This window comes from Mycoplana sp. BE70 (assembly GCF_031455855.1).
GTDB lineage: Bacteria > Pseudomonadota > Alphaproteobacteria > Rhizobiales > Rhizobiaceae > Mycoplana.
This window is the reverse complement of sequence record NZ_JAVDTM010000002.1, coordinates 137,002-161,033: the sequence shown is the minus strand read 5'-3', so window position 1 is coordinate 161,033 and position 24,032 is coordinate 137,002. Positions and strand designations below refer to the sequence as shown.

The window sequence follows — 24,032 nt, the reverse complement described above, 5'->3', positions numbered from 1 at the left end:
ACCAGTGACGCGGCGCAGCCCACGGCCGTTTCCGGCGTCGCTGGCGATCGCGCTAATCCCTCTCTTTCGAGGCGCGCCGCCGTTCGAGTACAAGCGTATCCGATGCGATCTGCTGCAGCATGCTGCGGCCTGCAAGGCTCATCTCGTAGAGGAAGGCGAGCAAGGCTCCGATCAAGGTCGCAACTGCCAGCCCGAAGAACCAGAGCAAGATCTGCTCGCGGTAAACCTGCCGCATCGCGCCGACCATGAAGCCGAGCGTTGCCAAGCACGTGCTCACGCCAGACGCTGTTGCCAGCAGGACTGCGGCTTCCAGTGCGAGGGTCCGCTTGCGCAGGAACAGCAGATGCAAGAGGTGCTCGTCGTCCGGGTCCTCGATCGACTCAAACAGCGAATTGACGCGATCCGAGACCCGAGCCAGGCGGGTCGCAAACACATTCAGACAGCCCGCGGTGGCCGTCAGCAGGAAAACGGGTGTGAGGGCCGTCTGCACTATGGTCGCGGCGTCGGATATTTCAAACTGATACACGCCGCAATCTCTTTCCTAAACGGCCGGATACCTTGCTAAATCCTGCTCGGCGCTCAACGGCGCATGGTCTCAGGTTTTCGCCTCCCCTCCCGCCGCTGCCTGTTCGGCGGCCAGATCCACCTGCCGCTTGTACATCGCAGCCGCGGCGGCTCCCTCCTTTTCACCTTCTCCGCCCACCTGGAACGTCGGCTGGGCGAATGAGATATCGTTTTCGGCGAACGCCTGGGTAATCATGGTGTAGGCGCGCCGCCTGATCGCCGTCTGCTCGCCGGTTGGCCGCGCGGTGAAGCCGAAGCTGATCTCGATGCCGAACTCGCCGATCTGCTCCACGCCCTTCAGCTTCAGCGTCTTGATGATGTGCGGCCCGAGTTCCGGATCCTCCAGCAGTTGCTTGCCGATATCCTTTGCGATCTTGGCGACCTTGGTCATGTCGGTCTTGAACGGCACCCTGACTCGGAACTTGTCGACGGTCCAGTCGCGGCTGCCGTTGCGGATCGCACCGAGCGAGCCGAAGGGGACGGTGAACACCGCGCCGCGGTGATGACGAAGTCGGATCGAACGCAGGCTGAAGGATTCGACGACGCCATTGTAGCTGCCGCTCTCGATCCACTCGCCGACGCGGAAGGCATCGTCCATCAGATAGAAGATGCCGCTGACAATATCCTTCACCAGCGTCTGGGAGCCGAAGCCGATCGCGACGCCGAAAATGCCGGCACCGGCGATCAGTGGGCCGATCTGAACGCCCATTTCCGCAAGGATCGTCATGACCGCGACGCACAGAACCACGACAGCAAGCCCATTGCGAAAAATCGGCAGGAGCGTCCGCATGCGTGCTCTTCGCGCCTGCTCGTCCGGTGTCAAGGCAGCTTCGTCCTCGCCAGGCGTCAGCTTGCGGTCAATCGCCGTCTTGGCCAGTTGCCAGGCGAGATCGGCGAGCAGGAGGATAATGACACTCTTGAACAGGCCGGTGATGATCGTCTGGAGGAGCGGACTCTCCTTTGCAATGACGTTGGGGTTGTAGTTCCAGAGGAGGGCGATCCAGCCGACTGCGATCAGAATGACGATTGCGCGAATCCCTCTGACGAGCAGGACCATGCGCGGCGTGTCGCTGTTCTCCTCGTTCCAGTGTGTCAACGCGAATGCCCTCGTCAACCGATCGGTCGCCGCAAGGACTTTTGGAAGGGCGAGCGCGTATATGCCGAGCCAGAACAGGCCCGGGAAATTCACGCACCAAAGCATCCAGAGGCCCACCAGGTAGAGGCTAGCAAGGATGTTGGTTGCACGGGTCGGCGGATTGCCGCTGCGGTCGAGCGGTCGATGCCAGACCGTTTCGATGCACACGGCCAGAAGGACGATCGAAAAGGCGTAGGTGATGATGGTGCGAACATCGGGATCGACGCCGAGGGGCCGGCACATCGCCCAGATGGCGATGGCAAATGCCAGAATGGCTCCGAAGATCCGCAGGCGGGTGTAGTGAAACTGCGAGGTGCCGCCGACATCCATCGACAGCCGGCACAATGCGAGCGCAATTCGATAGCCGATCATCGCCAGCAGGGCGTACAGGATCACGACGCGAACGAGTGGCGGCCACTCCAGTGCCAAGAACATCAGCGCGGCAACGGCCGTAAACACGAGCAGGGGGCCGAACTCGGCATAGGCGTGGGTCAAGATCGCGCTTTCGAATTTCGCCTTCTGCACCCTCTTGCGGAACAGCCATTCGGCACCAGCGCCGACAGCGACGATGCCAAGCAGGAGGATGAATGCCGGCGCAAAGCCGCTTTCACTTGCCTGCTGCCGCACCCGACTGGCAGCCGCGGCAATCTCGGACGGAACCTTCGGGATTGCCGCCCCCAATGCCTTAAACCGGCTGCGAGCCTTGGCCTCGATGTCTTCGACCTCCAGCGTTGCTTCCTTGGAAACTTCGCTCGAAGTGGCCGCCGTGGAAGAGCGACTCTGGATCCATTTTCGAATGTCCGGATCGTCCAGCAGCTTCAGAAGTTCGGTGACTTTTTCCGGCGGCGGGGCCGCCTGACCCGCTTGGGCGGGGCTTGCCGGCGCCGTCTGGGCCATGGCGAATGGAGCAGCGGTCAGGCCGAGTAAAAGACAGAAAAGGCTAAAGGACAGGAAAGCAAAAAACCTGGACATCGTACCCCACACGTGTTTGCGGAACCCAGAATGTCATTTCAGTCTGTCGTTGAATTCGAATGCCAGTATATAACTAGCACTTACGCGGATGCGCCGAAAGATGGCGCAATCGTGGCCAGCCACGCCCGAACAACTCCGTCGCAGGCCTGCTATTCGGTGATGATCTTGAGTTTATCGCCCGGCTTGATCGTGCTGGTCGAGTCCAAGGCGTTGATCAGGCGGAAAAGACCGAGCTTGCGATCGGTCCCCATCATTTGGCCGGCGAGCGAGGCGACGGTGTCCCCCTGCCGCGCGGTGACCACGCGGACCCTCAGTGGCTTCAGCGATGCGACCTCCTGCGGCGTCAGCCGCCGGAATGAGCTTTTCAGGACGTTTGCGGTCGGTTCGAGGGCAGTCGAACCTTGCGGAACGGCCGTCAGGAAGCGGTAGATCCGATTGCCGATCCGCACGACGGTGACGTCGAATTCCCAGCGGTCAGCGGCCGCCCGTGCCGTTGCTGCTTCCAAGCCGTTGACGGTGGTCGGACGGATCGTTTCCGTCTTCAGGCCGGTGACCCAGCCGCTGGAGATGTAGTTGACGAGGCTTTGGCGCTGGTTGTCAGCGACGCCGTCGAAGCGGATCGCGATGTCGCCCGGGCCGGTCGCAAGGACGGCATCCGCCTTGTTGTCGATCTGGAAGCCGGCGGGCACATCGTAGCGGATGCCGAGCGTGCCGTGCAGGAACGTTTGTCCGCGCACGTAACCTTCTTCGGGGCTGTCGCCATAGAGCAGACCGTCGATGCCGGCGAGGTAGTAGTCACGACCGCGGTCGCCAACCGTTCCTTGCGCGCCGAAGGCACGGGCATGGCGGCGGGCAAGTTCGACCCGCTGCGGTGCGTTCGGGTGACTGGACAGGAAGTCCAGGCTCTGGTCGGCTTCCGGATCGACCGACGTGTATTGGCCGTAGGCGGCCATGGAATCGAGGAAACGCGCTGCCGCATAGGGCTCGTAACCTGCCTCGGCGAGCATGCGCACGCCGATCACGTCCGCTTGCAGTTCCTGATTGCGCGAGAAGGCGGCAAGCCGCAGCTTGCCGCGGGCGAGCGCCTGCTTGCCCGCAAGATTGCTCGACAGCACTTCGGCGACGACGCGGCTGGCGATGACTTCCGCCTCTTCCTTCTTCTGCCGCTCGATGCCGTGGTTTGCCGTCACGTGGGCCATCTCGTGCGACAGAACGGCCGCCACTTCCGAGGCGTCGTTGGCGAGCGCCAAAAGGCCGCGCGTGACATAGAGATAGCCGCCCGGCAACGCAAACGCATTGATTGCCGGCGAGTTGAGGATGGTGATCCGATAAGACTGGCTCGGATTCTCCGAGACCGCCGTCAGCGCTCCGGCGATGCGGGCGACGAGACGCTCGGTCTTGGCGTCCTTGTACTCTCCGCCATAGCTGGCAACGATGCGCGGATGCTCGCGCGCGCCCATGGCCGCGCGTGGATCGTTCTTCTGAACTTCGTCGACGATCTGTGGACTGGACGAGGGCGCGACGGTCGGCTCATAGGTCTGATCGAAAGCCTGGCACGATACGACAAGGCCCGCGACCGCGACGGCAAGCACGGAACGCGCAACGGCGGCTCCGCGTCCTCTGCCCAATCCCGGATGCCGACTCTTGCCCAGCATTCGCCCCATGTCCCTTTTGCAACCTAACGACCTGTTCGGAAATCACCCGGGCCTCGACATCCGGACCGTATCCGATTCGAAGACGAACGACCCGCGCTTGTTCGGATTGTTGTTACGGCTTTCCGAAGTATCGTGCCGACACCCGCAGGTCCCGTTAGGACCCTTCGCCGAGAGATAGACGCACCGCCCCTTGCCGACAACTCCCGATTCCAGAATCGGTTTTCAATGTGGCTCCGGTGACACAGCGTAGCGTCCAAAGTATGGCAATCCTCGGGCTGAGAGGCATTATCCATCAGAACCAAGGAAGGCGGCCAAAGCCGGCAGCTTCCGGTGCGCAAGAAAGCCCTCGAGCGGCGCCATCAACGCGATCGCTCCGTCGTCGATGAACATGGCCCGATCGGCGAGACGTGGCAGATCTTCGACCTGATGGCTGATGAACAGCAGCGTGCTTCCCGTTTCGATGCGAAGTTCCGACAGGAGCACTGCCATTTCGGCGCGCATGGCCGGGTCAAGCGCCGCAAAGGGCTCATCGAGGAGCAGGACCGGACGGTTCCTAACAAGCGCACGGGCAAGGGCCACCCGCTGCCGCTCTCCACCCGAGAGCTGCGCCGGCATGCGATGCCCATAGCCGGCCAGTCCGACGCGGGCGAGGGCCGTATCGACCTTCTCCCGCTCGGCCGGCCCCAGGCGAAGCGATGGGTCGATGCCCAGGCCGACATTCTGCGCCACCGTCAGATGGACGAAGAGATTGTTCTCCTGGAACACGATGGAGACTGGCCGCGCTGCCGGCTCACGTCCAGCCATGTTCTTTCCAAAGATCGCAACGGTACCGGAGCTGATCGGCTGGAAGCCGGCGATGACGTTGAACAGCGTCGACTTGCCGGCGCCGGATGGTCCGGTGACGGCGACGCTTGCTCCCTTGGGGATGGTGCAATCAAAGACGAGGCGCTTTTGCTCGAACTGCACGGTGGCAAACTCGAGCCGGATCGCCGGAGGGGCCTCCGCGCCCTGCTGGGAGGGTTCACGCATTCTCTTCCCTTTTGTTCTTCTCCGCTGCGGTGGAGGGCAGCGTCAGCAGCAGGCAGAGCACGCCGAGAAGCAAGGCAATCCCCGCCGCGTCCTCCGTCCGATAGCTTCCCATCCGGCTGAACAGCAGCCAGGGCAAGGTGACAAAACCATCGGCGCCGAAGATCGCGACGGCGCTCAGATCGCCGAGCGACAGAGCCATGGCGAAGGCAAAGGCGGTCATCAGCGGCCGCTTCAGCGCCGGCAGATCGACCCATCTCATTCGATGCCAGCCGGTGACACCGAGGCTGACTGACAGCCGTCCGGTTCGCACCAGATGCGTCCGGTAGGCCGGTCCCAGGACACGGACCACGAAGGGCAAGGCCATCAGGGCGTTGACGACGACAACCACATAGGGTGCAAAGCGTCCGGTTGCACCAACGTGGCGCAGCAGCAGGAACCAGCCGGTGGCAACCACGACGGGGGGGACGAGCAGAATCAGCGAGCTTGCGGCTTGCAATCCGGCGGCCAGGTGGCGCGTGCCTTTGATCCCGACCTCGCCGAGTTGTGGAACTGCGACGGTGGGAACCGCGATTGTGAGCGAAAGCGCAGCCGAGACAACCGAAATGGCCAGGCTGGTGAGCAGCGCCTGGTGCAGGAGCGGATCAGTTGCCAGCCGACCCAGATCGGCGGACAGGCCGGAGGCGGCCACGGCCAGGAGCGGCGCCACCGTGAACACGGCAAAGACCGCAATCACGATGCCGTCGGCAAACCTTCCCCGGCGGCTGTCGAACCGACGGACGGCGCGGCCGGTCGTCGGCGCGTCATCTGCGGGCGTTCCGAGCATCCGCATCAGTGCCAGCAGCGTCCCGGTAACGATGATCTGCATGGCGGACAGCATGACGGCGCGCGGCGGGTCGAATTCGAAGCGCAGGGCCTGGTAGATCGCCACTTCGATCGTCGTCGCGGCCGGCCCGCCGCCGAGCGTCAGGACGATCGTGAAGCTCGTTGCGCAAAGCATGAGGATGAGACCGGCGATTCCTGGCAGCAGTCCGCGGATCACCGGCCATTCGATCAGGCGGAATACGGCGGCCGGGCGCATGCCGAGATTAGCCGAGGTCAGCCAGTATTCGGCGGGGATGCGCTCGAGCCCGGCTAGCAGCAGGCGCGCTGCGAGCGGCAGGTTGAAGAAGACATGCGCGACGAGGATGCCCGCCAGACCATAGATGCTGACGGGATTGTCGAGTCCGAGCGCGCTCAACATTTTGTTGACGACACCCTTCCGCCCCCAGACCTCGATGATGCCGAGAACGGCGACCAATGCGGGCAAGCCAAGGGGGAGGGCGGAAAGCCGGACGATCCAGATCCGGCCGATAAAGGACCGTTGGCGTGCCAGTGCGCTCGCTACCGGAATGGCAAGGGCCACCGACAGCACGGTCGACAGGCCAGCCTGGAGCAGCGTGAACCTGGCGATACGGACGAGATAGCTGTCGAACAGCGTGCCGTACGTGTCGCCTTCGGCGCTGAGCAGCAGCACGGCAGTCGAAATGCCGGCAAACAACAGGATGAAGCCGAGGGCGGCGCCCCCGGCTGCTGTAATCGCTGCTCTTTCGCTGTTCGTGTACATGCAGTGACCCAAGCAACATGTTGGCCGTTCACGCGGGCGATGCCACTCGTCCGCGTGAACGGTCTTTCGGCAGAGGTCAGGCCCTCATTTGGCGCTCATCGCCGACAGCCATTCGTCGATCCAGGCCTTGCGGTTCGCGGCAACCTCGTCGGCGGGGAAAAGGAAGGTGTGCTCGGGCTTCACCAGTTTGCCGAAGGCGTCCGGAAGCGGCTCGCGGGTCGCGCCGACTGGCATCATCCAGTTGGTCTCGGGAATGATGGACTGGAAATCCGGGCCGGTCATGAAGCTGAGGAACTTGCGGGCGAGGTCCGGATCGCTGGCCGCCTTCGTCATGCCGGCGACCTCGATCTGCACGTAGTGGCCTTCGGCAAAGGGGGCCGCCTGGTAGCGCTCGGAGTTCTCCGCCACCATGTGGTAGGCCGGCGAGGTGGTGTAGGACAGGACCATCGGCGCTTCGCCCTTGGTAAAGAGCCCATAGGCCTCGGACCAGCCGGGGGTGACGGTCAGGATGCGATCCTTCAACTTCGTCCACGCCTCGCCCGCCTTGTCGCCATAGACGGCCTTGACCCAGAGCAACAGGCCGAGGCCCGGCGTCGAGGTGCGGGGATCCTCGATCACGATCTTTTCCTTCGGATCGCCCTCGATCAGTTCCTTCAGGCTCTTCGGCGGGTTCTTCAGCGTCTCGGTGTCATAGACCACGGCGAAGTGGCCGTAGTCGTAAGGCAGAAAGGTGTCGTCGACGAAATTGCCCGGCACGGTCAAGCCTTCGGGAGAAAGCTGGTGGGGCACAAACAGCCCCGTCGCCTTGGCTTCAGCCACGAGGTTCGTATCAAGGCCGAGAACGAGATCCGCCTTGGTGCCTTCGCCCTCCAGCTTCAGCCGAGTCAGCAGTTCGACGCCGTCGGCAACGCCGACCCATTCGACCTTGCAGTCGCAGGTCTTCTCAAACTCGGCTGCGACCTTTGCGCCGGGCCCCCATTCGGTGACGAAGCTCTCGTAGGTGTAGATGGTGAGCGTCTTGTCCGCCGCAAGCGCGGGAGAAACGAAAGACGTTGCAGCAAGTAGCATGAAAGATGGAAGAAGTCCTATGCGCATCGGCGCCTCCTTTAGTTCCAAATAAACGGGAATAGGGCGCTGAATGTGCCGTCTAATCCCTCCGCCGGTACAAACCGGATCAGGTTCCGCGGGTTGGCAAATGCCTCTCAGCCGCTGGTCATCTCATAACCGTGCGGCACCCCGTTAGAGCAGGAAGAGCTTTAGTCCGGTGGCGCCGCTTATGCAAGCGGCTGGACGCTGCAGCTTCTTCTGCAAAGGCGTTTCCATTCCCGCTGAACATGCGCTAGACGGTGTGCCCATGACGAACGCCGCCGATCAACTGTTTGTCCTCCTTCTCGGAGGAACCCTTGAACCGACCCCCCGGTTCAAGGCGGCCATTGACGGTGCCCGTTTCATCGCCGCCGACGGCGGCATGCGCCATGCGACGACGCTTGGCATCACCCCCGAAGCCTGGGTCGGCGATTTCGATTCCACCACGCCGCAGGAACTTGCAGCCTGGAGCCATGTTCCGCGCGAGCCCTATCCGACTGCCAAGAACGCGACCGATGGCGAGATTGCCGTCTCGGCTGCGCTTGCACGCGGGGCGCAAAGACTGATCCTCGCGGGGGGGCTCGGCGGCGAGCGCAGCGATCACGCCCTCATGCACTTGCTCCATGCGGCAGCGCTGAAGGCGGACGGCTGCGACATCATGCTGAGCTCCGGGTTGGAGGAAGCCTGGCCGCTGCCTCCGGGCCGCACGACGATCGAATTGCCGGAGAACAGCCTCTTCTCGATCCTCGGCCTGACTGCTCTGTCGGGCCTTTCGATCGAGAACGTGCGCTACCCATTGAACGCGTTCGACCTGCCGTTCGGCTCGTCGCGCACGGTCTCCAACGTGGCGCTCGGCGCCGTCACCTTAACCCTTGATGCCGGGCTGGCCGTGTTGCTCGCCCGACCCTACGATCTTTCAGGAGCCTGATTTTGGCACCGCCCATTCTGAAACTTGACGACATGCTCCTGAGCTTCGGCGGAACGCCGCTGCTGGCCGGTGCGAACCTGCAGGTGGAGCCGGGCGATCGCATCTGCCTTGTCGGCCGCAACGGCTCGGGCAAGTCGACGCTTTTGAAAATCGCCGCCGGCATCGTCGAGCCGCAGTCCGGCGAGGTCTTCCGCCACCCGTCCGCAACCATCCGCTATCTGGAACAGGCGCCGGATTTCGAAGGGTTCGCAACGGTTGCGGCCTACGCTGAAGCCGGTCTCGGCCCCGGCGACGATCACTATCGTGTCACCTATCTGCTGTCGCATTTGGGCCTGACTGGTGAGGAGGACCCGAAGACGCTTTCAGGCGGCGAAGCGCGCCGTGCTGCACTGGCACGCGTGCTTGCGCCGGAACCGGACATCTTGCTCCTCGACGAGCCGACCAACCACCTCGACCTGCCGACGATCGAATGGCTGGAAGATGAACTGACAAAGAGCCGGTCAGCGCTCGTCGTCATTTCGCACGACCGGCGCTTCCTGGAAAAAGTCTCCAATGCCACGGTCTGGCTCGACCGCGGCACGTCACGCCGCCTCGACCGTGGCTTCGGCCATTTCGAGGCGTGGCGGGATCAGGTGCTGGAGGCTGAGGAACTGGAGCAGCACAAGCTCGGCAAGGCGATCGAGCGCGAGGAGCACTGGTTGCGCTACGGCGTGACGGCACGGCGAAAGCGCAACATGCGCCGGCTCGGCGAGTTGCAGGACATGCGTGCCCGCCACCGCGGCCACAAGGGACCGCAGGGCACCGTCCAGGCGACGGCGTCGGATGCGCAGGAATCCGGAAAGCTGGTGATCGAGGCCGACAAGGTCACCAAGGCCTATGGTGAACGGACGATCGTCGCGCCCTTTTCGATCCGCGTCCATCGCGGCGATTGCATCGGCCTTGTCGGGCCGAACGGTGCCGGCAAGACGACGCTGCTGAAAATCCTGACCGGTCAGCTCGCACCCGATAGCGGCACCGTCAAGCTCGGCACCAATCTCGAGATCGCCACCCTCGACCAGCGCCGCGAGGAACTGAACCTGGACGACACGCTGGCGCATTATCTGACGGATGGCCGCGGCGAGAGCCTGATCGTCAACGGCGAGCAGCGCCACGTGACCGGCTACATGAAGGAATTCCTGTTCCAGCCGGAGCAGGCCCGCACGCCGATCCGCAACCTTTCCGGCGGCGAGAGAGCCCGGCTGATGCTGGCGCGGATCCTGTCGCGCCCGACCAACCTGTTGATCCTCGACGAGCCCACCAACGATCTCGACATCGAAACGCTGGACCTCCTGCAGGAGATCGTCGCCGGCTTCTCCGGCACCGTCATCCTTGTCAGCCACGACCGCGACTTCCTCGACCGTACGGTCACGTCAACGATCGCACCGGCCGATCCGGAGGCGCCGGATGGGCGCTGGATCGAATATGCCGGCGGTTACTCCGACATGATGGCCCAGCGCCGCGGCGCAATCGAGGAGCGTCGCAAGGCGGAAAAGGCCGAGAAGGCGAAGAGCGACAATGCGTCCGCTGAAAAGGCCGGGGACAAGGGCAGGGCGAAGCTATCCTACAAGCAGAAGTTTGCGCTGGAGAACCTGCCGAAGGAAATGGACAAGGTGGCGGCCGAAATCGCCCGGCGCGAGGAGAAGATGGCCGATCCGGCGCTGTTCTCGAAGGACCCTGCGGGTTTCAACCGCCTTGCTGCCGAGATGGAAAAGCTGCGTGCGGACCTGACTCGAATGGAAGAAGAGTGGCTCGAACTGGAAATGCTCCGGGAGGAACTGGAGGGGTCATGACCTCTCGGCTCCCCCGGCCGGCTGTGAGCCGCAGTGGTTGTCACAATGCGCGCCAGGAAACAGGAAGCCGGGCGCAAGCCGTCAGGGGCGAATGACGCAGACGCCGGCTTCAAAGCTGCAGCTCGAGGTCTCCGTTTCCGGCGACACGACGATGACCTTGGCGTTGTTGGCGGAACGGACCGAGAAGCCGCCCTGATCGCCCATGCCGTCGCCGTAGCCATCCATGTAGAAGTACATCCCGTTGCCCGGATCGTCATAGGCGGAGATTGAACCGCCGTAGAAGTTGTTGTTGAACCGCTCGCGATCGTCATACTGGCCGGCGTAATAAGGACGGTATGGCCCAGCGTAATAGGGGCGAACGCGATTGCGCAGCAGGTCCGGTTGCCCCACCCAATCCGGGCGGGCGATCTGCCAGTCCCGGCCGAAGCGCCAGTCGTTGCCGAAGCGCCCATCGTGTCTCCGGCGATTGTCCCGGAACAGGTTGCCGCCGACAATATCCCGGCCGAGCACATTGCGATCCCTGTTCCGGTGATGGCGGTTGTCGTCGTTGCGGGCTTGGTGATTACGCCGCCACACCCGAGACGTGTTTCCGCCTGAGACGCTGCCATTGGAAAAGCCGTTGTGGCCGCGGCCGTCATGGCCGTCCCGTGCCGCCGCCGGCATCGCAATGACGCAGGGGACGGCGACGGCGAGCGCGACTGCAATCATGCAGGCTCTTGAAAACAGACTCATTCTGTTTTGCCTCCAGGTTACGCGGAAACAGGTCCACTCAACCAGCTTTGCCTATTTCTGCTGGAAAGTCACGGGTTTGGTTAATGACTAGGTAATAATCGTTAACAATGGTTAACGGGCTTGGAGGACCCTCAATGCCATACTTTTGTCTTAATCGATTAAATTGATTTTGCAGTGCAATGACACTTGTCGTTCCGCATTCCGGCGATTAAACGTCGCTCTCACTGCATTGCGCACAAACTAAGTGCAATTCCGGAGTATAATAGTCCAGTTATCGGGGCAATTCTCCGGGGTTCCGTGAGGGTTCTGATGACGAATGTCACAAAAAGCCGGCCGCTCTCGCCGCATCTTCAAATCTATAAGCCGATCCCGACGATGGTCATGTCGATCATGCACCGCATCACCGGTGGTGCGCTCTATGTCGGCACGGTTCTCGTTGCGTGGTGGCTGATCGCCGCCGCGATGGGCGAAAGCTATTTCAACTGGGTCAGCTGGTTCTTCGGTACCTGGATTGGCAGGCTGATTCTGTTCGGCTACACCTGGGCGCTGTTCCATCACATGCTCGGTGGCATCCGTCACCTGGTCTGGGACACGGGGCGCGGCTACGAGAAGCATTTCTCCACCAAGGTTGCAAAGGCCATGCCGGTCGTCTCCGTCGCCCTGACGGTATTGACCTGGATCATCGGTTATCTGGTGCGCTGAGGAACTGACATGGATATGCGTACACCTCTCGGTCGCGTTCGCGGCCTCGGTTCGGCCAAGGATGGCACCGATCACTTCTGGCGCCAGCGTATGACCGCGGTCGCCAACCTGCCGCTGCTCCTGTTCTTCGTCGGCTTTATCGTCTGCTACGCCGGCGCGCCCTATGCGGAGGTCCGTGCGGCGCTGTCGCATCCGATCGTCGCGGTGCTGATGGGCCTCGTCGTCATCTCCGGCCTGTACCACATGAAGCTCGGCATGCAGGTCATCATCGAGGACTATGTCCATGCAGAGGGCCCGAAGGTCCTGCTGCTCATGCTCAACACCTTCTTTGCGGCGCTGGTCGGCGGGCTCTGTCTCTTTGCCGTCCTGAAGATCGCTTTCGCGGGATAATTCATCATGGCACCGAACTCCTCGCCGGCGACGAACGGCAAAGCCTATCAGTATGTCGATCATGCCTACGACGTGATTGTCGTCGGCGCCGGTGGTGCGGGTCTGCGCGCCACCCTCGGCATGGCCGAGCAGGGCTTCCGCACCGCCTGCATCACCAAGGTCTTCCCGACCCGTTCGCACACGGTCGCTGCCCAGGGCGGCATCGCGGCCTCGCTGCAGAACATGACGCCGGACAGCTGGCAGTGGCACCTCTACGACACCGTCAAGGGTTCCGACTGGCTGGGCGACGTCGACGCCATGCAGTATCTCGCCATGGAAGCGCCGAAGGCGGTCTATGAGCTGGAGCACTACGGCGTGCCGTTCTCGCGCAACGCGGAAGGCAAGATCTACCAGCGTCCGTTCGGCGGCCACATGCAGAACTATGGCGAAGGCCCGCCGGTGCAGCGCACCTGCGCCGTTGCCGACCGCACCGGCCACGCCATCCTGCACACGCTCTACGGCCAGTCGCTGCGACACAACGCCGAGTTCTTCATCGAATACTTTGCGATCGACCTGATCATGTCCCCCGACGGCCGCTGCACCGGCGTCGTCGCCTGGAACCTCGACGATGGCACGATCCATCGCTTCTCCGCCAAGATGGTGGTGCTGGCGACCGGCGGCTACGGCCGTGCCTACTTCTCTGCGACCTCGGCGCACACCTGTACCGGCGACGGCGGTGGCATGGCGGCCCGCGCGGGCCTGCCGCTACAGGACATGGAGTTCGTTCAGTTCCACCCGACCGGCATCTACGGCTCCGGCTGTCTGATCACCGAAGGCGCCCGCGGCGAGGGCGGCTACCTTGTCAATTCCGAAGGCGAGCGCTTCATGGAGCGCTATGCGCCGTCGGCCAAGGACCTGGCCTCGCGCGACGTCGTCTCGCGCTGCATGACGATGGAAATCCGCGAAGGCCGAGGCGTCGGCAAGAACAAGGACCACATCTTCCTGCACCTCGACCATCTCGATCCGGCGGTTCTGCACGAGCGCCTGCCAGGCATTTCCGAGAGCGCGAAGATCTTCGCCGGCGTCGACGTGACGCGCGAGCCGATCCCGGTTCTGCCGACCGTGCACTACAACATGGGCGGCGTTCCGACCAACTTCTGGGGCGAGGTGCTCAACGCCGACAGCGCCAATCCGGGTCGGATCGCGCCCGGCCTGATGGCGGTCGGCGAAGCCGGCTGCGCTTCGGTGCACGGCGCAAACCGTCTCGGCTCCAACTCTCTGATCGACCTTGTGGTCTTCGGTCGCGCCGCGGCAATCCGTGCCGGCGAAGTCATCGACCGCGCCGAGCTGATCCCGGCCCTCGACAAGGCGGCCTGCGACAAGATCATGGACCGCTTCGACCGTTTGCGCTTTGCTGACGGCGGCACGCCGACGGCGGTCCTGCGCGACAAGATGCAGCGCACCATGCAGGAAGACGCCGCCGTGTTCCGCACCCAGGAATCGCTGGAAGCCGGCTGCCGTCGCATGAAGGAACTCTGGGGCGAAATGGCCGACCTGAAGGTCACCGACCGCTCGTTGATCTGGAACTCCGATCTCGTCGAGACGCTGGAACTGGAAAACCTGATGGCTAACGCGATCACCACGGTCGTCGGCGCCGAGGCCCGCAAGGAAAGCCGTGGCGCGCACGCCCGCGAGGACTACAAGGACGGTCCGCTCGGTGGTCGCGACGACGTCAACTGGCGCAAGCATACCCTTGCCTGGGTAAACGAAGCCGGCGACGTCAAGCTTGATTACCGCCCGGTCCACACCGACCTCATCGCTGACGGCATCGATCCGCAAAAGATCGCGCCGAAGGCACGCGTCTATTGATCCCGAGGAAAACTGGACATGGTTGAACTCGCTCTCCCGAAGAACTCGCAGGTCACCGAAGGCAAGGTCTGGCCGAAGCCGGCCGGCGCCACGAACACCCGCGAGTTCCGCGTCTATCGCTGGAGCCCGGACGACGATAAGAATCCGTCGATCGACACCTATTACGTCGACGTCGATGATTGCGGCCCGATGGTGCTCGACGCGCTGCTCTACATCAAGAACAAGATCGATCCGACGCTGACGCTGCGCCGCTCCTGCCGTGAAGGCATCTGCGGCTCCTGCGCGATGAACATCGACGGTACCAACACGCTCGCCTGCACCAAGGGCATGGACGAGGTGACCGGGGCCGTGAAGGTCTACCCGCTGCCACACATGCCAGTGGTCAAGGATCTCGTACCGGACCTGACGCATTTCTACGCCCAGCACCGTTCGATCGAGCCGTGGCTCAAGACGGTGTCGCCGACGCCGGCCAAGGAATGGCTGCAGAGCCATGAGGACCGGCAGAAGCTCGACGGGCTCTACGAGTGCATTCTGTGCGCCTGCTGCTCGACCTCCTGTCCGAGTTACTGGTGGAATGGCGACCGCTATCTCGGTCCGGCCGTGCTGCTGCAGGCCTATCGCTGGCTGATCGATAGCCGCGATGAGGCCACCGGCGAGCGCCTCGACAATCTCGAGGATCCGTTCCGCCTCTATCGCTGCCACACGATCATGAACTGCGCCCAGGCCTGCCCGAAGGGGCTGAACCCGGCCAAGGCGATCGGCGAGATCAAGAAGATGCTGGTCGAGCGCCGGCTCTGACGGGCGCACTGCTTTGATCTTAAAAATGCCGGGTACCTTGCCCGGCATTTTTGTTTCCCGGCGTATAGTGCCAAGGAAGTCCTGAAGCCTGATGGCTGGACACCGTTTCTGTCCAACGGTTGGCAGATTGCGCTGGGCTCCGGCCAATCCGTCGGCGGAGACTTGATTTAGACTCGCGATTCACGCTAATCCGGCCAAGATTGCTACGTATCGATAGCGTCCGACGCAGCGGCAGGAGTTTCGACATGCGGATTCAACATGTGGCAGGCGGCCTGATGATGGCGCTCGCACTGGCCGGCTGCCAGCGGACTTCGATGAGCGGCATCGACACGCAGCCGGTAACGCCGCTGCAGGCCGCACCGGTGGGCTCCGTATCCTCGGGTCAGTTGCCCGATCCGACGACGAGCACCTCGCAGCAGTTCCCTGATGCGCCGACGACGAATACCGCGATGGCGATGCCGGGTGACGCTTCTGGTGCCGCCGCCGGCGGGCTCGAGGTGAAGAAGGAAGCGATGGTCGGCAACTGGCGGGTCGCCAACGGTCCCACCTCCTGCGACATGTTCCTGACACTGACCAATCTAGGCTCCGGTTCGCGGGGCGGCACGCGCGGCTGCGCCGGCGAGTTGACGCAGATGGGGTCGTGGGAAGTGGCCGGCAGCCAGGTGATCCTGAAGGACCGCAGCGGCAACCCGATCGCCCGGCTCAGCAAGACCGGCGACTCCCGGTTCGAGGGCGCGACTTCCGGCGGGCAGCCGATCAGCCTGTCGCGCTGATCAGCGACGACCAACACATCACGGAGATCGGTTACGGTGCCCATCAAGCAGGATTGGGACGGTGTTTCCGCCTATCCCGAGCACGGTGTCTCCGACAGGCTGACGGCGATGGTGGCGGCGGGCGAATTGCGCCCCGACCCGCTGCAGGCGACGATGGCGCGGCGGTTCGATGCCTTGCTGGAAGCCATCCAGGCCCAGCGCCCGGCGCGAAAGTCCAGCGCGCTCGGTTGGCTCTTCGCTTCCCGCAAGCCGGAAAAGTCCGTCGTACCCCGCGGGCTCTACATCCATGGCGGTGTCGGTCGCGGCAAGACCATGCTGATGGACCTGTTCTTCGCGCTCGTTCCGATCAAGCGCAAGCGCCGGGCTCATTTCCACGAATTCATGGCCGATGTGCATGACCGCATTCATCAGCACCGGCAGAAGTTGAAGCGCGGTGAGACGAAGCAGGCCGATCCCGTTCCCCCGGTTGCCGAGAGTCTGATCGCGGAGGCGCGGCTCCTCTGCTTCGACGAGTTTTCGGTCACCGACATCGCCGATGCGATGATCCTGTCGCGCCTGTTCGGCGAGCTTTTCGCGCGTGGGTGCATACTCGTTGCGACCTCGAACGTTGAGCCGGACAATCTCTACAAGGATGGGCTCAATCGCGGCCTGTTTCTGCCTTTCGTCGATCTCCTAAAGAAACACGTCGACATCGTCGCGCTGGACTCGCAGACGGATTATCGCCTGGAGAAGGACGAAGGCCTGCCGGTCTTCCGTTTTCCCCTGGGTCCGGAGGCCGACGAGGCGATGGACCGTGCCTGGCGGCGGGAAACGGCCGACCGGGATGTGGCGCCGACGGCGATCAGCTTTCGCGGGCGCAAGATTGCAGTTCCGGCAGCGGCGGGCAGGGTCGCACGGTTTACCTTCGCCGACCTCTGCGAGAGGCCGCATGGCGCTGCGGACTATCTGGCCATTCTCAAGCACTACGATACCATTTTCGTCGATCATATCCCGTTGCTCGGACCGGACCGCCGAAACGAGACGAAGCGTTTCATCAACCTAGTCGACACGATCTACGATCACGGCGCGCGTCTTTTTGCATCCGCCGCCGCCGCCCCCGAAAACCTGCTGGTGGCGAAGAAGGGTACGGAAGGGTTCGAGTTCGACCGCACGGTATCGCGGCTGATCGAGATCCGCAGCGTGGAGTATGCCGAAAGCCATCGTCAACGGATGGCCGAATTGTGACGAATTTGCAGCCGAAATTCTTACGTGAACGTAAGAATTTTTGCTTCTAACCGATTGAAATATCTCACGCCAAAAGTAGTGATTGATCTTCCAGCCGTTGGGCGCTATTGCGTTTTGCCGGACGGTTGGGCGTTTGCGGCGCCGACCTTTCGAACTTAGATCGCAAAGGAAGCACTTTCATGGCGCGCAAGAAGATCGCACTTATTGGTTCTGGAATGATCGGTGGCACGCTGGCCCATCTGGCCGGCCTCAAGGAATTGGGCGACATCGTCCTGTTCGACATTGCCGACGGCATCCCCCAGGGCAAGGGCCTCGACATCGCCCAGTCGTCCCCGGTCGAGGGCTTCAATGCTTCGCTCACCGGCGCCAGCGACTACGCTGCCATTGAGGGCGCGGACGTCTGCATCGTCACCGCCGGCGTCGCCCGCAAGCCGGGCATGAGCCGCGACGACCTTCTCGGCATCAACCTCAAGGTCATGGAACAGGTCGGCGCGGGCATCAAGAAGTACGCCCCGAACGCCTTCGTCATCTGCATCACCAACCCGCTCGACGCGATGGTCTGGGCGCTGCAGAAGTTCTCCGGCCTGCCGAAGAACATGGTCGTCGGCATGGCCGGCGTGCTGGATAGCGCCCGCTTCCGCCTGTTCCTCTCCGAGGAATTCAAGGTCTCCGTCCAGGACGTCACCGCGTTCGTGCTTGGCGGTCACGGCGATACCATGGTGCCGCTCGCCCGCTATTCGACCGTTGCCGGCATTCCGCTCACCGACCTCGTCAAGATGGGCTGGTGCACGCAGGAGCGCCTCGACCAGATCATCCAGCGCACCCGCGACGGCGGCGCCGAGATCGTCAGCCTGCTGAAGACCGGTTCGGCCTACTACGCTCCGGCTGCCTCGGCGATCGAAATGGCCGAGTCCTACCTGAAGGACAAGAAGCGCGTCCTGCCGGTTGCCGCTCACCTGTCCGGCCAATACGGCGTCAAGGACATGTATGTCGGCGTGCCGGTCGTTCTCGGTGCCGGCGGTGTTGAGCGCATCGTCGAGATCGACCTCAACAAGAACGAGAAGGAAGCCTTCGACAAGTCGGTCGGCGCGGTCGCCGGTCTTTGCGAAGCCTGCATCAACATCGCTCCGGCGCTGAAGTAACCCGCTTCGGCCAAGAGAGAGGATTTTTTCATGAACATTCACGAATATCAGGCGAAAGCTCTGCTGAAGAGCTATGGCGCACCGGTCGCCGAAGGCGTTGCCATCCTCAAGGTCGAAGAGGCCGAGGCTGCTGCCAAGAAGCTCCCCGGTCCGCTCTACGTGGTCAAGAGCCAGATCCACGCCGGCGGCCGCGGCAAGGGCAAGTTCAAGGAACTCGATCCCGACGCCAAGGGCGGCGTTCGCCTGGCGAAGTCGATCGATGAGGTCGTTGCCCACGCCAAGGACATGCTCGGCAACACGCTGGTGACCGCGCAGACCGGCGAGGCCGGCAAGCAGGTCAACCGCCTCTACATCGAAGACGGCGCCGACATTGCCCGCGAGCTCTATTGCTCGCTGCTGGTCGACCGTTCGGTCGGTCGCGTTGCCTTCGTCGTCTCGACGGAAGGCGGCATGGACATCGAGGCCGTCGCACACGACACGCCAGAGAAGATCCATACGATCGCCATCGATCCGGAAACCGGCGTCACGGCTGACGACGTCGCCAAGATCTCCAAGGCTCTCGAGCTGTCCGGTGCTGCTGCCGAAGACGCCAAGTCGCTCTTCCCGGCGCTCTACAAAGCCTTCAACGAGAAGGACATGGCGCTGCTCGAGATCAACCCGCTGATCGTCATGCAGGACGGCCACCTGCGCGTCCTCGACGCTAAGGTCTCCTTCGACGGCAACGCGCTGTTCCGGCACGACGACGTCAAGGCCCTGCGCGACGAGACCGAAGAAGATGCCAAGGAAATCGAGGCCTCCAAGTGGGATCTCGCCTACGTGGCGCTCGATGGCAACATCGGCTGCATGGTCAATGGCGCCGGTCTCGCCATGGCGACGATGGACATCATCAAGCTCTACGGCAAGGAGCCGGCCAACTTCTGCGACGTCGGCGGCGGCGCCGGCAAGGACAAGGTCGCTGCGGCCTTCAAGATCATCACTGCCGACCCCAAGGTCGAAGGCATTCTCGTCAACATCTTCGGCGGCATCATGAAGTGCGATGTCATCGCCGAGGGCGTTGTCGCGGCCGTTCAAGAAGTCGGCCTGAAGGTTCCGCTCGTCGTGCGCCTTGAAGGCACGAATGTCGAGCTCGGCAAGAAGATCCTGAACGAGTCGGGTCTGGCGATCACGGCAGCAGACGATCTTGACGACGCTGCCAAGAAGATCGTCGCTGCGATCAACGGCTAATTGAAGGACCTGTACTCATGTCGATTCTCGTCAACAAGAACACCAAGGTCCTCGTTCAGGGCCTGACCGGCAAGACCGGCACCTTCCATACCGAGCAGGCGCTGGCCTACTACGGCACCCAGATGGTCGGCGGTATCCATCCCAAGAAGGGCGGCGAAACCTGGACCGGCTCCAAGGGCGAAGCCCTGCCGATCTTCGCGTCCGTTGCCGAAGGCAAGGAAAAGACCGGCGCCGACGCGACCGTGATCTACGTTCCGCCGGCAGGCGCCGCGGATGCGATCATCGAAGCGATCGATGCGGAGATCCCGTTCATCACCTGCATCACCGAAGGTATTCCGGTGATGGACATGGTGCGCGTGAAGGCTCGCCTCGACCGCTCCAAGTCCCGCCTTCTCGGTCCGAACTGCCCGGGCATCCTGACGCCGGAAGAATGCAAGATCGGCATCATGCCCGGTTCGATCTTCCGCAAGGGTTCGGTCGGCATCGTTTCCCGTTCGGGCACGCTGACCTATGAGGCCGTCTTCCAGACCACCAACGAAGGCCTTGGCCAGACCACGGCCGTCGGCATCGGCGGCGACCCGGTCAAGGGCACCGAGTTCATCGACGTGCTCGAGATGTTCCTCGCCGACGAAGCCACCCAGTCGATCATCATGATCGGCGAGATCGGCGGCTCGGCGGAAGAAGATGCGGCGCAGTTCCTCAAGGACGAAGCCAAGAAGGGCCGCAAGAAGCCGATGGCCGGCTTCATCGCCGGGCGCACCGCGCCGAAGGGCCGCACGATGGGCCACGCCGGCGCTGTCGTTTCCGGCGGCAAGGGCGATGCTGAATCGAAGATCGCGGCGATGGAATCGGCGGGCATCAAGGTGTCGCCGTCTCCGGCACGCCTCGGCAAGACCCTGGTCGAAGTCCTCAAGGGCTGAAACGATCGCTTGGGCGGCCGGCACTGAGCCGGCCGTTCCATGAAGGTCGCCCGGGCCCCGCCGTTGCGAGGGGCCGGGCGGGCATTTCCCCCGGAAGGACGGGGGTGGATTTTAGTCAGGAGGCGGGCGCGGCGCCCGCGAGTGGCACATGGCAAGACAAGACGCCAACGAACAGTTTCAGGTAACGTCGTTCCTCGACGGCGCCAACGCCAACTACATCGAACAGCTCTATGCCCGTTTCGAGCAGGACCCGTCTTCGGTGTCGCCGGAATGGCAAGGCTTCTTCAGGGGCCTGGGCGACCAGCCCGCCGACATCCAGAAGGCGGCGCAGGGCGCGTCCTGGAAGAAGTCGAACTGGCCGATCGCTGCCAATGGCGAGCTCGTATCGGCCCTCGACGGCGACTGGGGCACGGTCGAAAAGGCGATCGAAAAGAAGGTCAAGGCGAAGGCTGAAGTGGTGGCCGCGCAAACCGGCGCGCCGGTCAGCGCAAGCGAGGTCGAGCAGTCGACCCGCGATTCCGTTCGCGCCATCATGATGATCCGCGCCTATCGCATGCGCGGTCACCTGCACGCCAATCTCGATCCGCTCGGTCTGGCCGATCCGGTCGACGACTATAACGAGCTTTCCCCTTCGGCCTACGGCTTCACGGAAGCTGATTACGACCGCAAGATCTTCATCGACAACGTGCTGGGCCTCGAATACGCGACGGTCCCGCAGATGATCGAGATCCTGAAGCGCACCTATTGCTCGACGCTCGGCGTCGAGTTCATGCACATCTCCGATCCGGAAATCAAAGCCTGGATCCAGGCTCGCATCGAGGGGCCGGACAAAGGGGTCGACTTCACGCCGGAAGGCAAGCGCGCGATCCTCTCCAAGCTGATCGAGTCGGAAGGCTTCGAGCAGTTCATCGACGTCAAGTACAAGGGCACGAAGCGCTTCGGTCTCGACGGCGGCGAGTCCCTGATTCCGGCGCTGGAACAGTTGATCAAGCGCGGCGGCCAGCTCGGCCTGAAGGAAGTCGTGCTCGGCATGGCCCATCGCGGCCGCCTGAACGTGCTCTCGCAGGTGATGGCCAAGCCGCACCGGGCGATCTTCCACGAGTTCAAGGGCGGGTCCTACGCACCGGACGACGTCGAAGGCTCCGGCGACGTGAAGTACCACCTCGGTGCTTCCTCGGACCGTGAGTTCGACAACAACAAAGTCCACCTGTCGCTGACGGCGAACCCGTCGCACCTGGAAATCGTCAACCCGGTCGTCATGGGCAAGGCGCGCGCCAAGCAGGACCAGATGGCGACGATCTTCGAGGGCGACATCATTCCGCTGCGCGAGCGCGTCAAGGTGATGCCGCTGCTGATCCACGGCGACGCCGCCTTCGCGGGGCAGGGTGTAATCTCGGAGATCCTCGGCCTTTCCGGCCTGCGCGGCTATCGCGTCGCCGGTACCGTCCACGTCATTATCAACAACCAGATCGGCTTCACAACGAACCCGGCGTTCTCGCGTTCGTCGCCTTATCCGTCTGACGTCGCCAAGATGATCGAGGCGCCGATCTTCCACGTCAACGGCGACGATCCGGAGGCGGTTGTCTACGCCGCGAAGGTCGCGACCGAATACCGGATGAAGTTCCACAAGCCGGTCGTCATCGACATGTTCTGCTACCGCCGCTTCGGCCACAACGAAGGCGACGAGCCGGCGTTCACGCAGCCGAAGATGTACAAGGCGATCCGCGCCCACAAGACGGTCGTGCAGCTCTATGCGCAGCGGCTGGTCGGCGAGGGCCTGATTACCGAAGGCGAAGTGGAGAAGATGAAGGCCGACTGGCGCGCCAAGCTCGAACAGGAGTTCGAAGCCGGCCAGTCCTACAAGCCGAACAAGGCCGACTGGCTGGACGGCCTTTGGTCGGGCCTGCGCGCAGCCGACAATGCCGATGAGCAGCGCCGCGGCAAGACGTCGGTGCCGATGAAGCAGCTGAAGGAGGTCGGCCGCAAACTGTCGACCATACCGGAAGGATTCAAGGCACACCGTACAATCCAGCGGTTCATGGACAACCGCGCCCAGATGATCGAGACGGGCGAGGGCCTGGACTGGGCCATGGCCGAGGCGCTCGCCTTCGGCACGCTCTGCCTCGACGGCCACAAGATCCGCCTTTCCGGTCAGGACTGTGAGCGCGGCACCTTCTCGCAGCGCCATTCCGTCCTGTACGATCAGGAGACCGAAGACCGCTTCATTCCGCTCGCCAACCTGTCGCCGAACCAGGCACGGTTCGAGGTCATCAACTCGATGCTCTCGGAAGAAGCGGTGCTGGGCTTCGAGTACGGTTACTCGCTGGCGCGTCCGAACGCGCTGACGCTCTGGGAAGCGCAGTTCGGCGACTTCGCCAACGGCGCCCAGGTCGTGTTCGACCAGTTCATCTCGTCGGGCGAACGCAAGTGGCTGCGCATGTCGGGTCTCGTCTGCCTGCTGCCGCACGGTTACGAGGGCCAGGGGCCGGAGCATTCCTCAGCTCGCCTCGAGCGCTTCCTGCAGCTTTGTGCGGAAGACAACATGCAGGTCGCATACTGCACGACGCCGGCAAACTATTACCACATCCTGCGTCGCCAGATGCGCCGTGATTTCCGCAAGCCGCTGATCCTGATGACGCCGAAATCGCTGCTGCGCCACAAGCGCGCCGTCTCCAGCCTGTCGGAACTTGCCGGCGAAAGCTCGTTCCACCGCCTGTTGTGGGACGATGCCGAGGTGATCAAGGACGGCCCAATCAAGCTGCAGAAGGATGCCAAGATCCGGCGCGTCGTCATGTGCTCGGGCAAGGTCTACTACGACCTGCTCGAGGAGCGTGAGAAGCGTGGCATCGACGACGTCTACCTGCTGCGTCTGGAGCAGCTCTATCCGTTCCCGGCCAAGGCGCTGATCAACGAGCTGTCGCGCTTCCGCAATGCGGAGATGGTCTGGTGCCAGGAAGAGCCGAAGAACATGGGCGCCTGGTCGTTCATCGATCCGTACCTGGAATGGGTCCTTGCCCACATCGATGCCAAGCACCAGCGCGTCCGCTACACCGGCCGTCCGGCGTCGGCCTCGCCGGCAACGGGTCTGATGTCCAAGCATCTTGAACAGCTGGCCGCATTCCTCGAGGATGCGCTCGGCGGTTGAGGAAGGGGGACGCGATGGCATAAACTGCTGCCGCCGCGTCCAAGCTTTCCCCATGATGCAAGCGAGAAGGAGATGGAAGCCATGAGCCGGCATGCCACCTACTGGCGCGAGAAGGCTGCGGCAGGAACGGCGATCGCCGTCGGCCCGGTCTTCGAGCCCGAAGGCGCCTGGGGCATGGCGGTGATCGAGGTCGAGAATGAGGCGGCTGCGCAGACCGTGGCCGACAACGATCCGGTCATCCTCGCCGGCCTCGGCTTTCATTTCCGCGTCTCGCCCATGCCCTCCCTGATCCTCCGGCCGTGAGGCCGGATCCGCCCAAGAATTCAACCATTC

The 24,032-nt window shown here is 63.1% G+C and carries 20 protein-coding genes and 1 riboswitch; of the genes, 13 read left to right on the top strand and 7 right to left on the bottom strand.

Translation table 11 applies throughout. From position 1 onward, the window contains the following. Positions 1-52 precede the first annotated feature (52 nt). The 6 genes from J2Y48_RS04130 to thiB all read right to left on the bottom strand — a co-directional run bounded on the left by J2Y48_RS04130 (position 53) and on the right by thiB (position 8,053). A complete protein-coding gene (locus tag J2Y48_RS04130; RefSeq protein ID WP_310413148.1) occupies positions 53-526 on the bottom strand; it encodes a DUF2721 domain-containing protein in 474 nt (157 codons plus the stop codon). Positions 527-595: 69 nt separating this feature from the next. Continuing rightward, positions 596-2,671: a mechanosensitive ion channel family protein gene (locus tag J2Y48_RS04125; RefSeq protein WP_310413145.1), complete on the bottom strand. Its 2,076-nt coding sequence runs from the start codon at positions 2,669-2,671 to the stop codon at positions 596-598. 149 nt (positions 2,672-2,820) lie between these two features. Continuing rightward, positions 2,821-4,326 carry a M48 family metalloprotease gene (locus J2Y48_RS04120; protein ID WP_310413142.1) on the bottom strand — a complete coding sequence of 502 codons (1,506 nt, stop codon included), beginning with the start codon at positions 4,324-4,326 and terminating at the stop codon, positions 2,821-2,823. A 285-nt stretch (positions 4,327-4,611) separates the two neighbouring features. Then, a complete protein-coding gene (locus J2Y48_RS04115) occupies positions 4,612-5,355 on the bottom strand; it encodes an ATP-binding cassette domain-containing protein (protein ID WP_310413140.1) in 744 nt (247 codons plus the stop codon). Then, entirely contained in the window at positions 5,348-6,958 is a 1,611-nt protein-coding gene (gene thiP / locus J2Y48_RS04110; RefSeq protein WP_310413137.1) for a thiamine/thiamine pyrophosphate ABC transporter permease, read from the bottom strand. Before thiP ends, J2Y48_RS04115 begins: the two co-directional genes overlap by 8 nt. 84 nt (positions 6,959-7,042) lie before the next feature. Beyond that, positions 7,043-8,053, bottom strand: coding sequence for a thiamine ABC transporter substrate binding subunit (thiB, locus tag J2Y48_RS04105; protein WP_405030153.1), 1,011 nt, complete (start codon positions 8,051-8,053; stop codon positions 7,043-7,045). Positions 8,054-8,092: 39 nt separating this feature from the next. After that, a riboswitch (TPP riboswitch) is annotated at positions 8,093-8,207 on the bottom strand. A gap of 105 nt (positions 8,208-8,312) precedes the next feature. Between thiB and J2Y48_RS04100 the strand changes: the two genes are divergently transcribed. Both J2Y48_RS04100 and J2Y48_RS04095 read left to right on the top strand, forming a co-directional pair. Further along, the gene (locus J2Y48_RS04100) at positions 8,313-8,972 is read left to right on the top strand and encodes a thiamine diphosphokinase (protein WP_310413134.1); all 660 of its coding nucleotides are present in this window, start codon (positions 8,313-8,315) and stop codon (positions 8,970-8,972) included. 2 nt (positions 8,973-8,974) lie between these two features. Continuing rightward, positions 8,975-10,801, top strand: a complete 1,827-nt coding sequence (locus J2Y48_RS04095; protein ID WP_310413131.1) for an ABC-F family ATP-binding cassette domain-containing protein — start codon at positions 8,975-8,977, stop codon at positions 10,799-10,801. A gap of 81 nt (positions 10,802-10,882) precedes the next feature. On the opposite strand, the gene J2Y48_RS04090 is transcribed toward J2Y48_RS04095, so the two are convergent. After that, positions 10,883-11,533: a hypothetical protein gene (locus J2Y48_RS04090; RefSeq protein WP_310413128.1), complete on the bottom strand. Its 651-nt coding sequence runs from the start codon at positions 11,531-11,533 to the stop codon at positions 10,883-10,885. 309 nt (positions 11,534-11,842) lie between these two features. Here J2Y48_RS04090 and sdhC point away from each other — a divergent pair, with 309 nt between their 5' ends. The 11 genes from sdhC (at position 11,843) to J2Y48_RS04035 (ending at position 24,002) form a co-directional block, all read left to right on the top strand. Further along, positions 11,843-12,235 (top strand): succinate dehydrogenase, cytochrome b556 subunit, encoded by a 393-nt coding sequence (sdhC, locus tag J2Y48_RS04085; RefSeq protein ID WP_310413125.1) that lies wholly within the window; start codon positions 11,843-11,845, stop codon positions 12,233-12,235. A 9-nt stretch (positions 12,236-12,244) separates the two neighbouring features. Next, positions 12,245-12,625, top strand: a complete 381-nt coding sequence (sdhD, locus tag J2Y48_RS04080) for a succinate dehydrogenase, hydrophobic membrane anchor protein (RefSeq protein WP_310413122.1) — start codon at positions 12,245-12,247, stop codon at positions 12,623-12,625. A 6-nt stretch (positions 12,626-12,631) separates the two neighbouring features. Next, positions 12,632-14,473, top strand: a complete 1,842-nt coding sequence (sdhA, locus tag J2Y48_RS04075; RefSeq protein ID WP_310413119.1) for a succinate dehydrogenase flavoprotein subunit — start codon at positions 12,632-12,634, stop codon at positions 14,471-14,473. 18 nt (positions 14,474-14,491) lie between these two features. After that, on the top strand, positions 14,492-15,271 hold the full coding sequence (locus tag J2Y48_RS04070) for a succinate dehydrogenase iron-sulfur subunit (protein ID WP_310413116.1): 780 nt from the start codon (positions 14,492-14,494) through the stop codon (positions 15,269-15,271). Between the two features lie 245 nt (positions 15,272-15,516). Continuing rightward, complete coding sequence (locus J2Y48_RS04065) at positions 15,517-16,044, top strand: protease inhibitor Inh/omp19 family protein (protein WP_310413114.1); 528 nt, start codon at positions 15,517-15,519, stop codon at positions 16,042-16,044. 42 nt (positions 16,045-16,086) lie between these two features. After that, complete coding sequence (zapE, locus tag J2Y48_RS04060) at positions 16,087-17,268, top strand: cell division protein ZapE (RefSeq protein ID WP_405030164.1); 1,182 nt, start codon at positions 16,087-16,089, stop codon at positions 17,266-17,268. A 179-nt stretch (positions 17,269-17,447) separates the two neighbouring features. Beyond that, positions 17,448-18,410 carry a malate dehydrogenase gene (gene mdh, locus J2Y48_RS04055; RefSeq protein WP_310413109.1) on the top strand — a complete coding sequence of 321 codons (963 nt, stop codon included), beginning with the start codon at positions 17,448-17,450 and terminating at the stop codon, positions 18,408-18,410. 30 nt (positions 18,411-18,440) lie between these two features. Then, positions 18,441-19,634, top strand: a complete 1,194-nt coding sequence (gene sucC, locus J2Y48_RS04050) for an ADP-forming succinate--CoA ligase subunit beta (protein WP_310413106.1) — start codon at positions 18,441-18,443, stop codon at positions 19,632-19,634. 17 nt (positions 19,635-19,651) lie between these two features. After that, positions 19,652-20,554, top strand: coding sequence for a succinate--CoA ligase subunit alpha (sucD, locus tag J2Y48_RS04045; protein WP_310413103.1), 903 nt, complete (start codon positions 19,652-19,654; stop codon positions 20,552-20,554). Positions 20,555-20,702: 148 nt separating this feature from the next. After that, on the top strand, positions 20,703-23,699 hold the full coding sequence (locus J2Y48_RS04040; protein WP_310413100.1) for a 2-oxoglutarate dehydrogenase E1 component: 2,997 nt from the start codon (positions 20,703-20,705) through the stop codon (positions 23,697-23,699). 24 nt (positions 23,700-23,723) lie between these two features. After that, entirely contained in the window at positions 23,724-24,002 is a 279-nt protein-coding gene (locus J2Y48_RS04035) for a YciI family protein (protein ID WP_310414283.1), read from the top strand. Positions 24,003-24,032: the final 30 nt, after the last annotated feature.

Excerpts from the sequence above, each read along its gene's own strand:
- J2Y48_RS04125 (WP_310413145.1), bottom strand. The coding sequence starts at position 2,671 with ATGTCCAGGTTTTTTGCTTTCCTGTCCTTTAGCCTTTTCTGTCTTTTA.
- J2Y48_RS04120 (WP_310413142.1), bottom strand. The coding sequence starts at position 4,326 with ATGCTGGGCAAGAGTCGGCATCCGGGATTGGGCAGAGGACGCGGAGCC.
- J2Y48_RS04115 (WP_310413140.1), bottom strand. The coding sequence starts at position 5,355 with ATGCGTGAACCCTCCCAGCAGGGCGCGGAGGCCCCTCCGGCGATCCGG.
- thiP (WP_310413137.1), bottom strand. The coding sequence starts at position 6,958 with ATGTACACGAACAGCGAAAGAGCAGCGATTACAGCAGCCGGGGGCGCC.
- thiB (WP_405030153.1), bottom strand. The coding sequence starts at position 8,053 with ATGCGCATAGGACTTCTTCCATCTTTCATGCTACTTGCTGCAACGTCT.
- J2Y48_RS04100 (WP_310413134.1), top strand. The coding sequence starts at position 8,313 with ATGACGAACGCCGCCGATCAACTGTTTGTCCTCCTTCTCGGAGGAACC.
- J2Y48_RS04090 (WP_310413128.1), bottom strand. The coding sequence starts at position 11,533 with ATGAGTCTGTTTTCAAGAGCCTGCATGATTGCAGTCGCGCTCGCCGTC.
- sdhC (WP_310413125.1), top strand. The coding sequence starts at position 11,843 with ATGACGAATGTCACAAAAAGCCGGCCGCTCTCGCCGCATCTTCAAATC.
- sdhD (WP_310413122.1), top strand. The coding sequence starts at position 12,245 with ATGGATATGCGTACACCTCTCGGTCGCGTTCGCGGCCTCGGTTCGGCC.
- sdhA (WP_310413119.1), top strand. The coding sequence starts at position 12,632 with ATGGCACCGAACTCCTCGCCGGCGACGAACGGCAAAGCCTATCAGTAT.
- J2Y48_RS04070 (WP_310413116.1), top strand. The coding sequence starts at position 14,492 with ATGGTTGAACTCGCTCTCCCGAAGAACTCGCAGGTCACCGAAGGCAAG.
- J2Y48_RS04065 (WP_310413114.1), top strand. The coding sequence starts at position 15,517 with ATGCGGATTCAACATGTGGCAGGCGGCCTGATGATGGCGCTCGCACTG.
- mdh (WP_310413109.1), top strand. The coding sequence starts at position 17,448 with ATGGCGCGCAAGAAGATCGCACTTATTGGTTCTGGAATGATCGGTGGC.
- sucC (WP_310413106.1), top strand. The coding sequence starts at position 18,441 with ATGAACATTCACGAATATCAGGCGAAAGCTCTGCTGAAGAGCTATGGC.
- sucD (WP_310413103.1), top strand. The coding sequence starts at position 19,652 with ATGTCGATTCTCGTCAACAAGAACACCAAGGTCCTCGTTCAGGGCCTG.
- J2Y48_RS04040 (WP_310413100.1), top strand. The coding sequence starts at position 20,703 with ATGGCAAGACAAGACGCCAACGAACAGTTTCAGGTAACGTCGTTCCTC.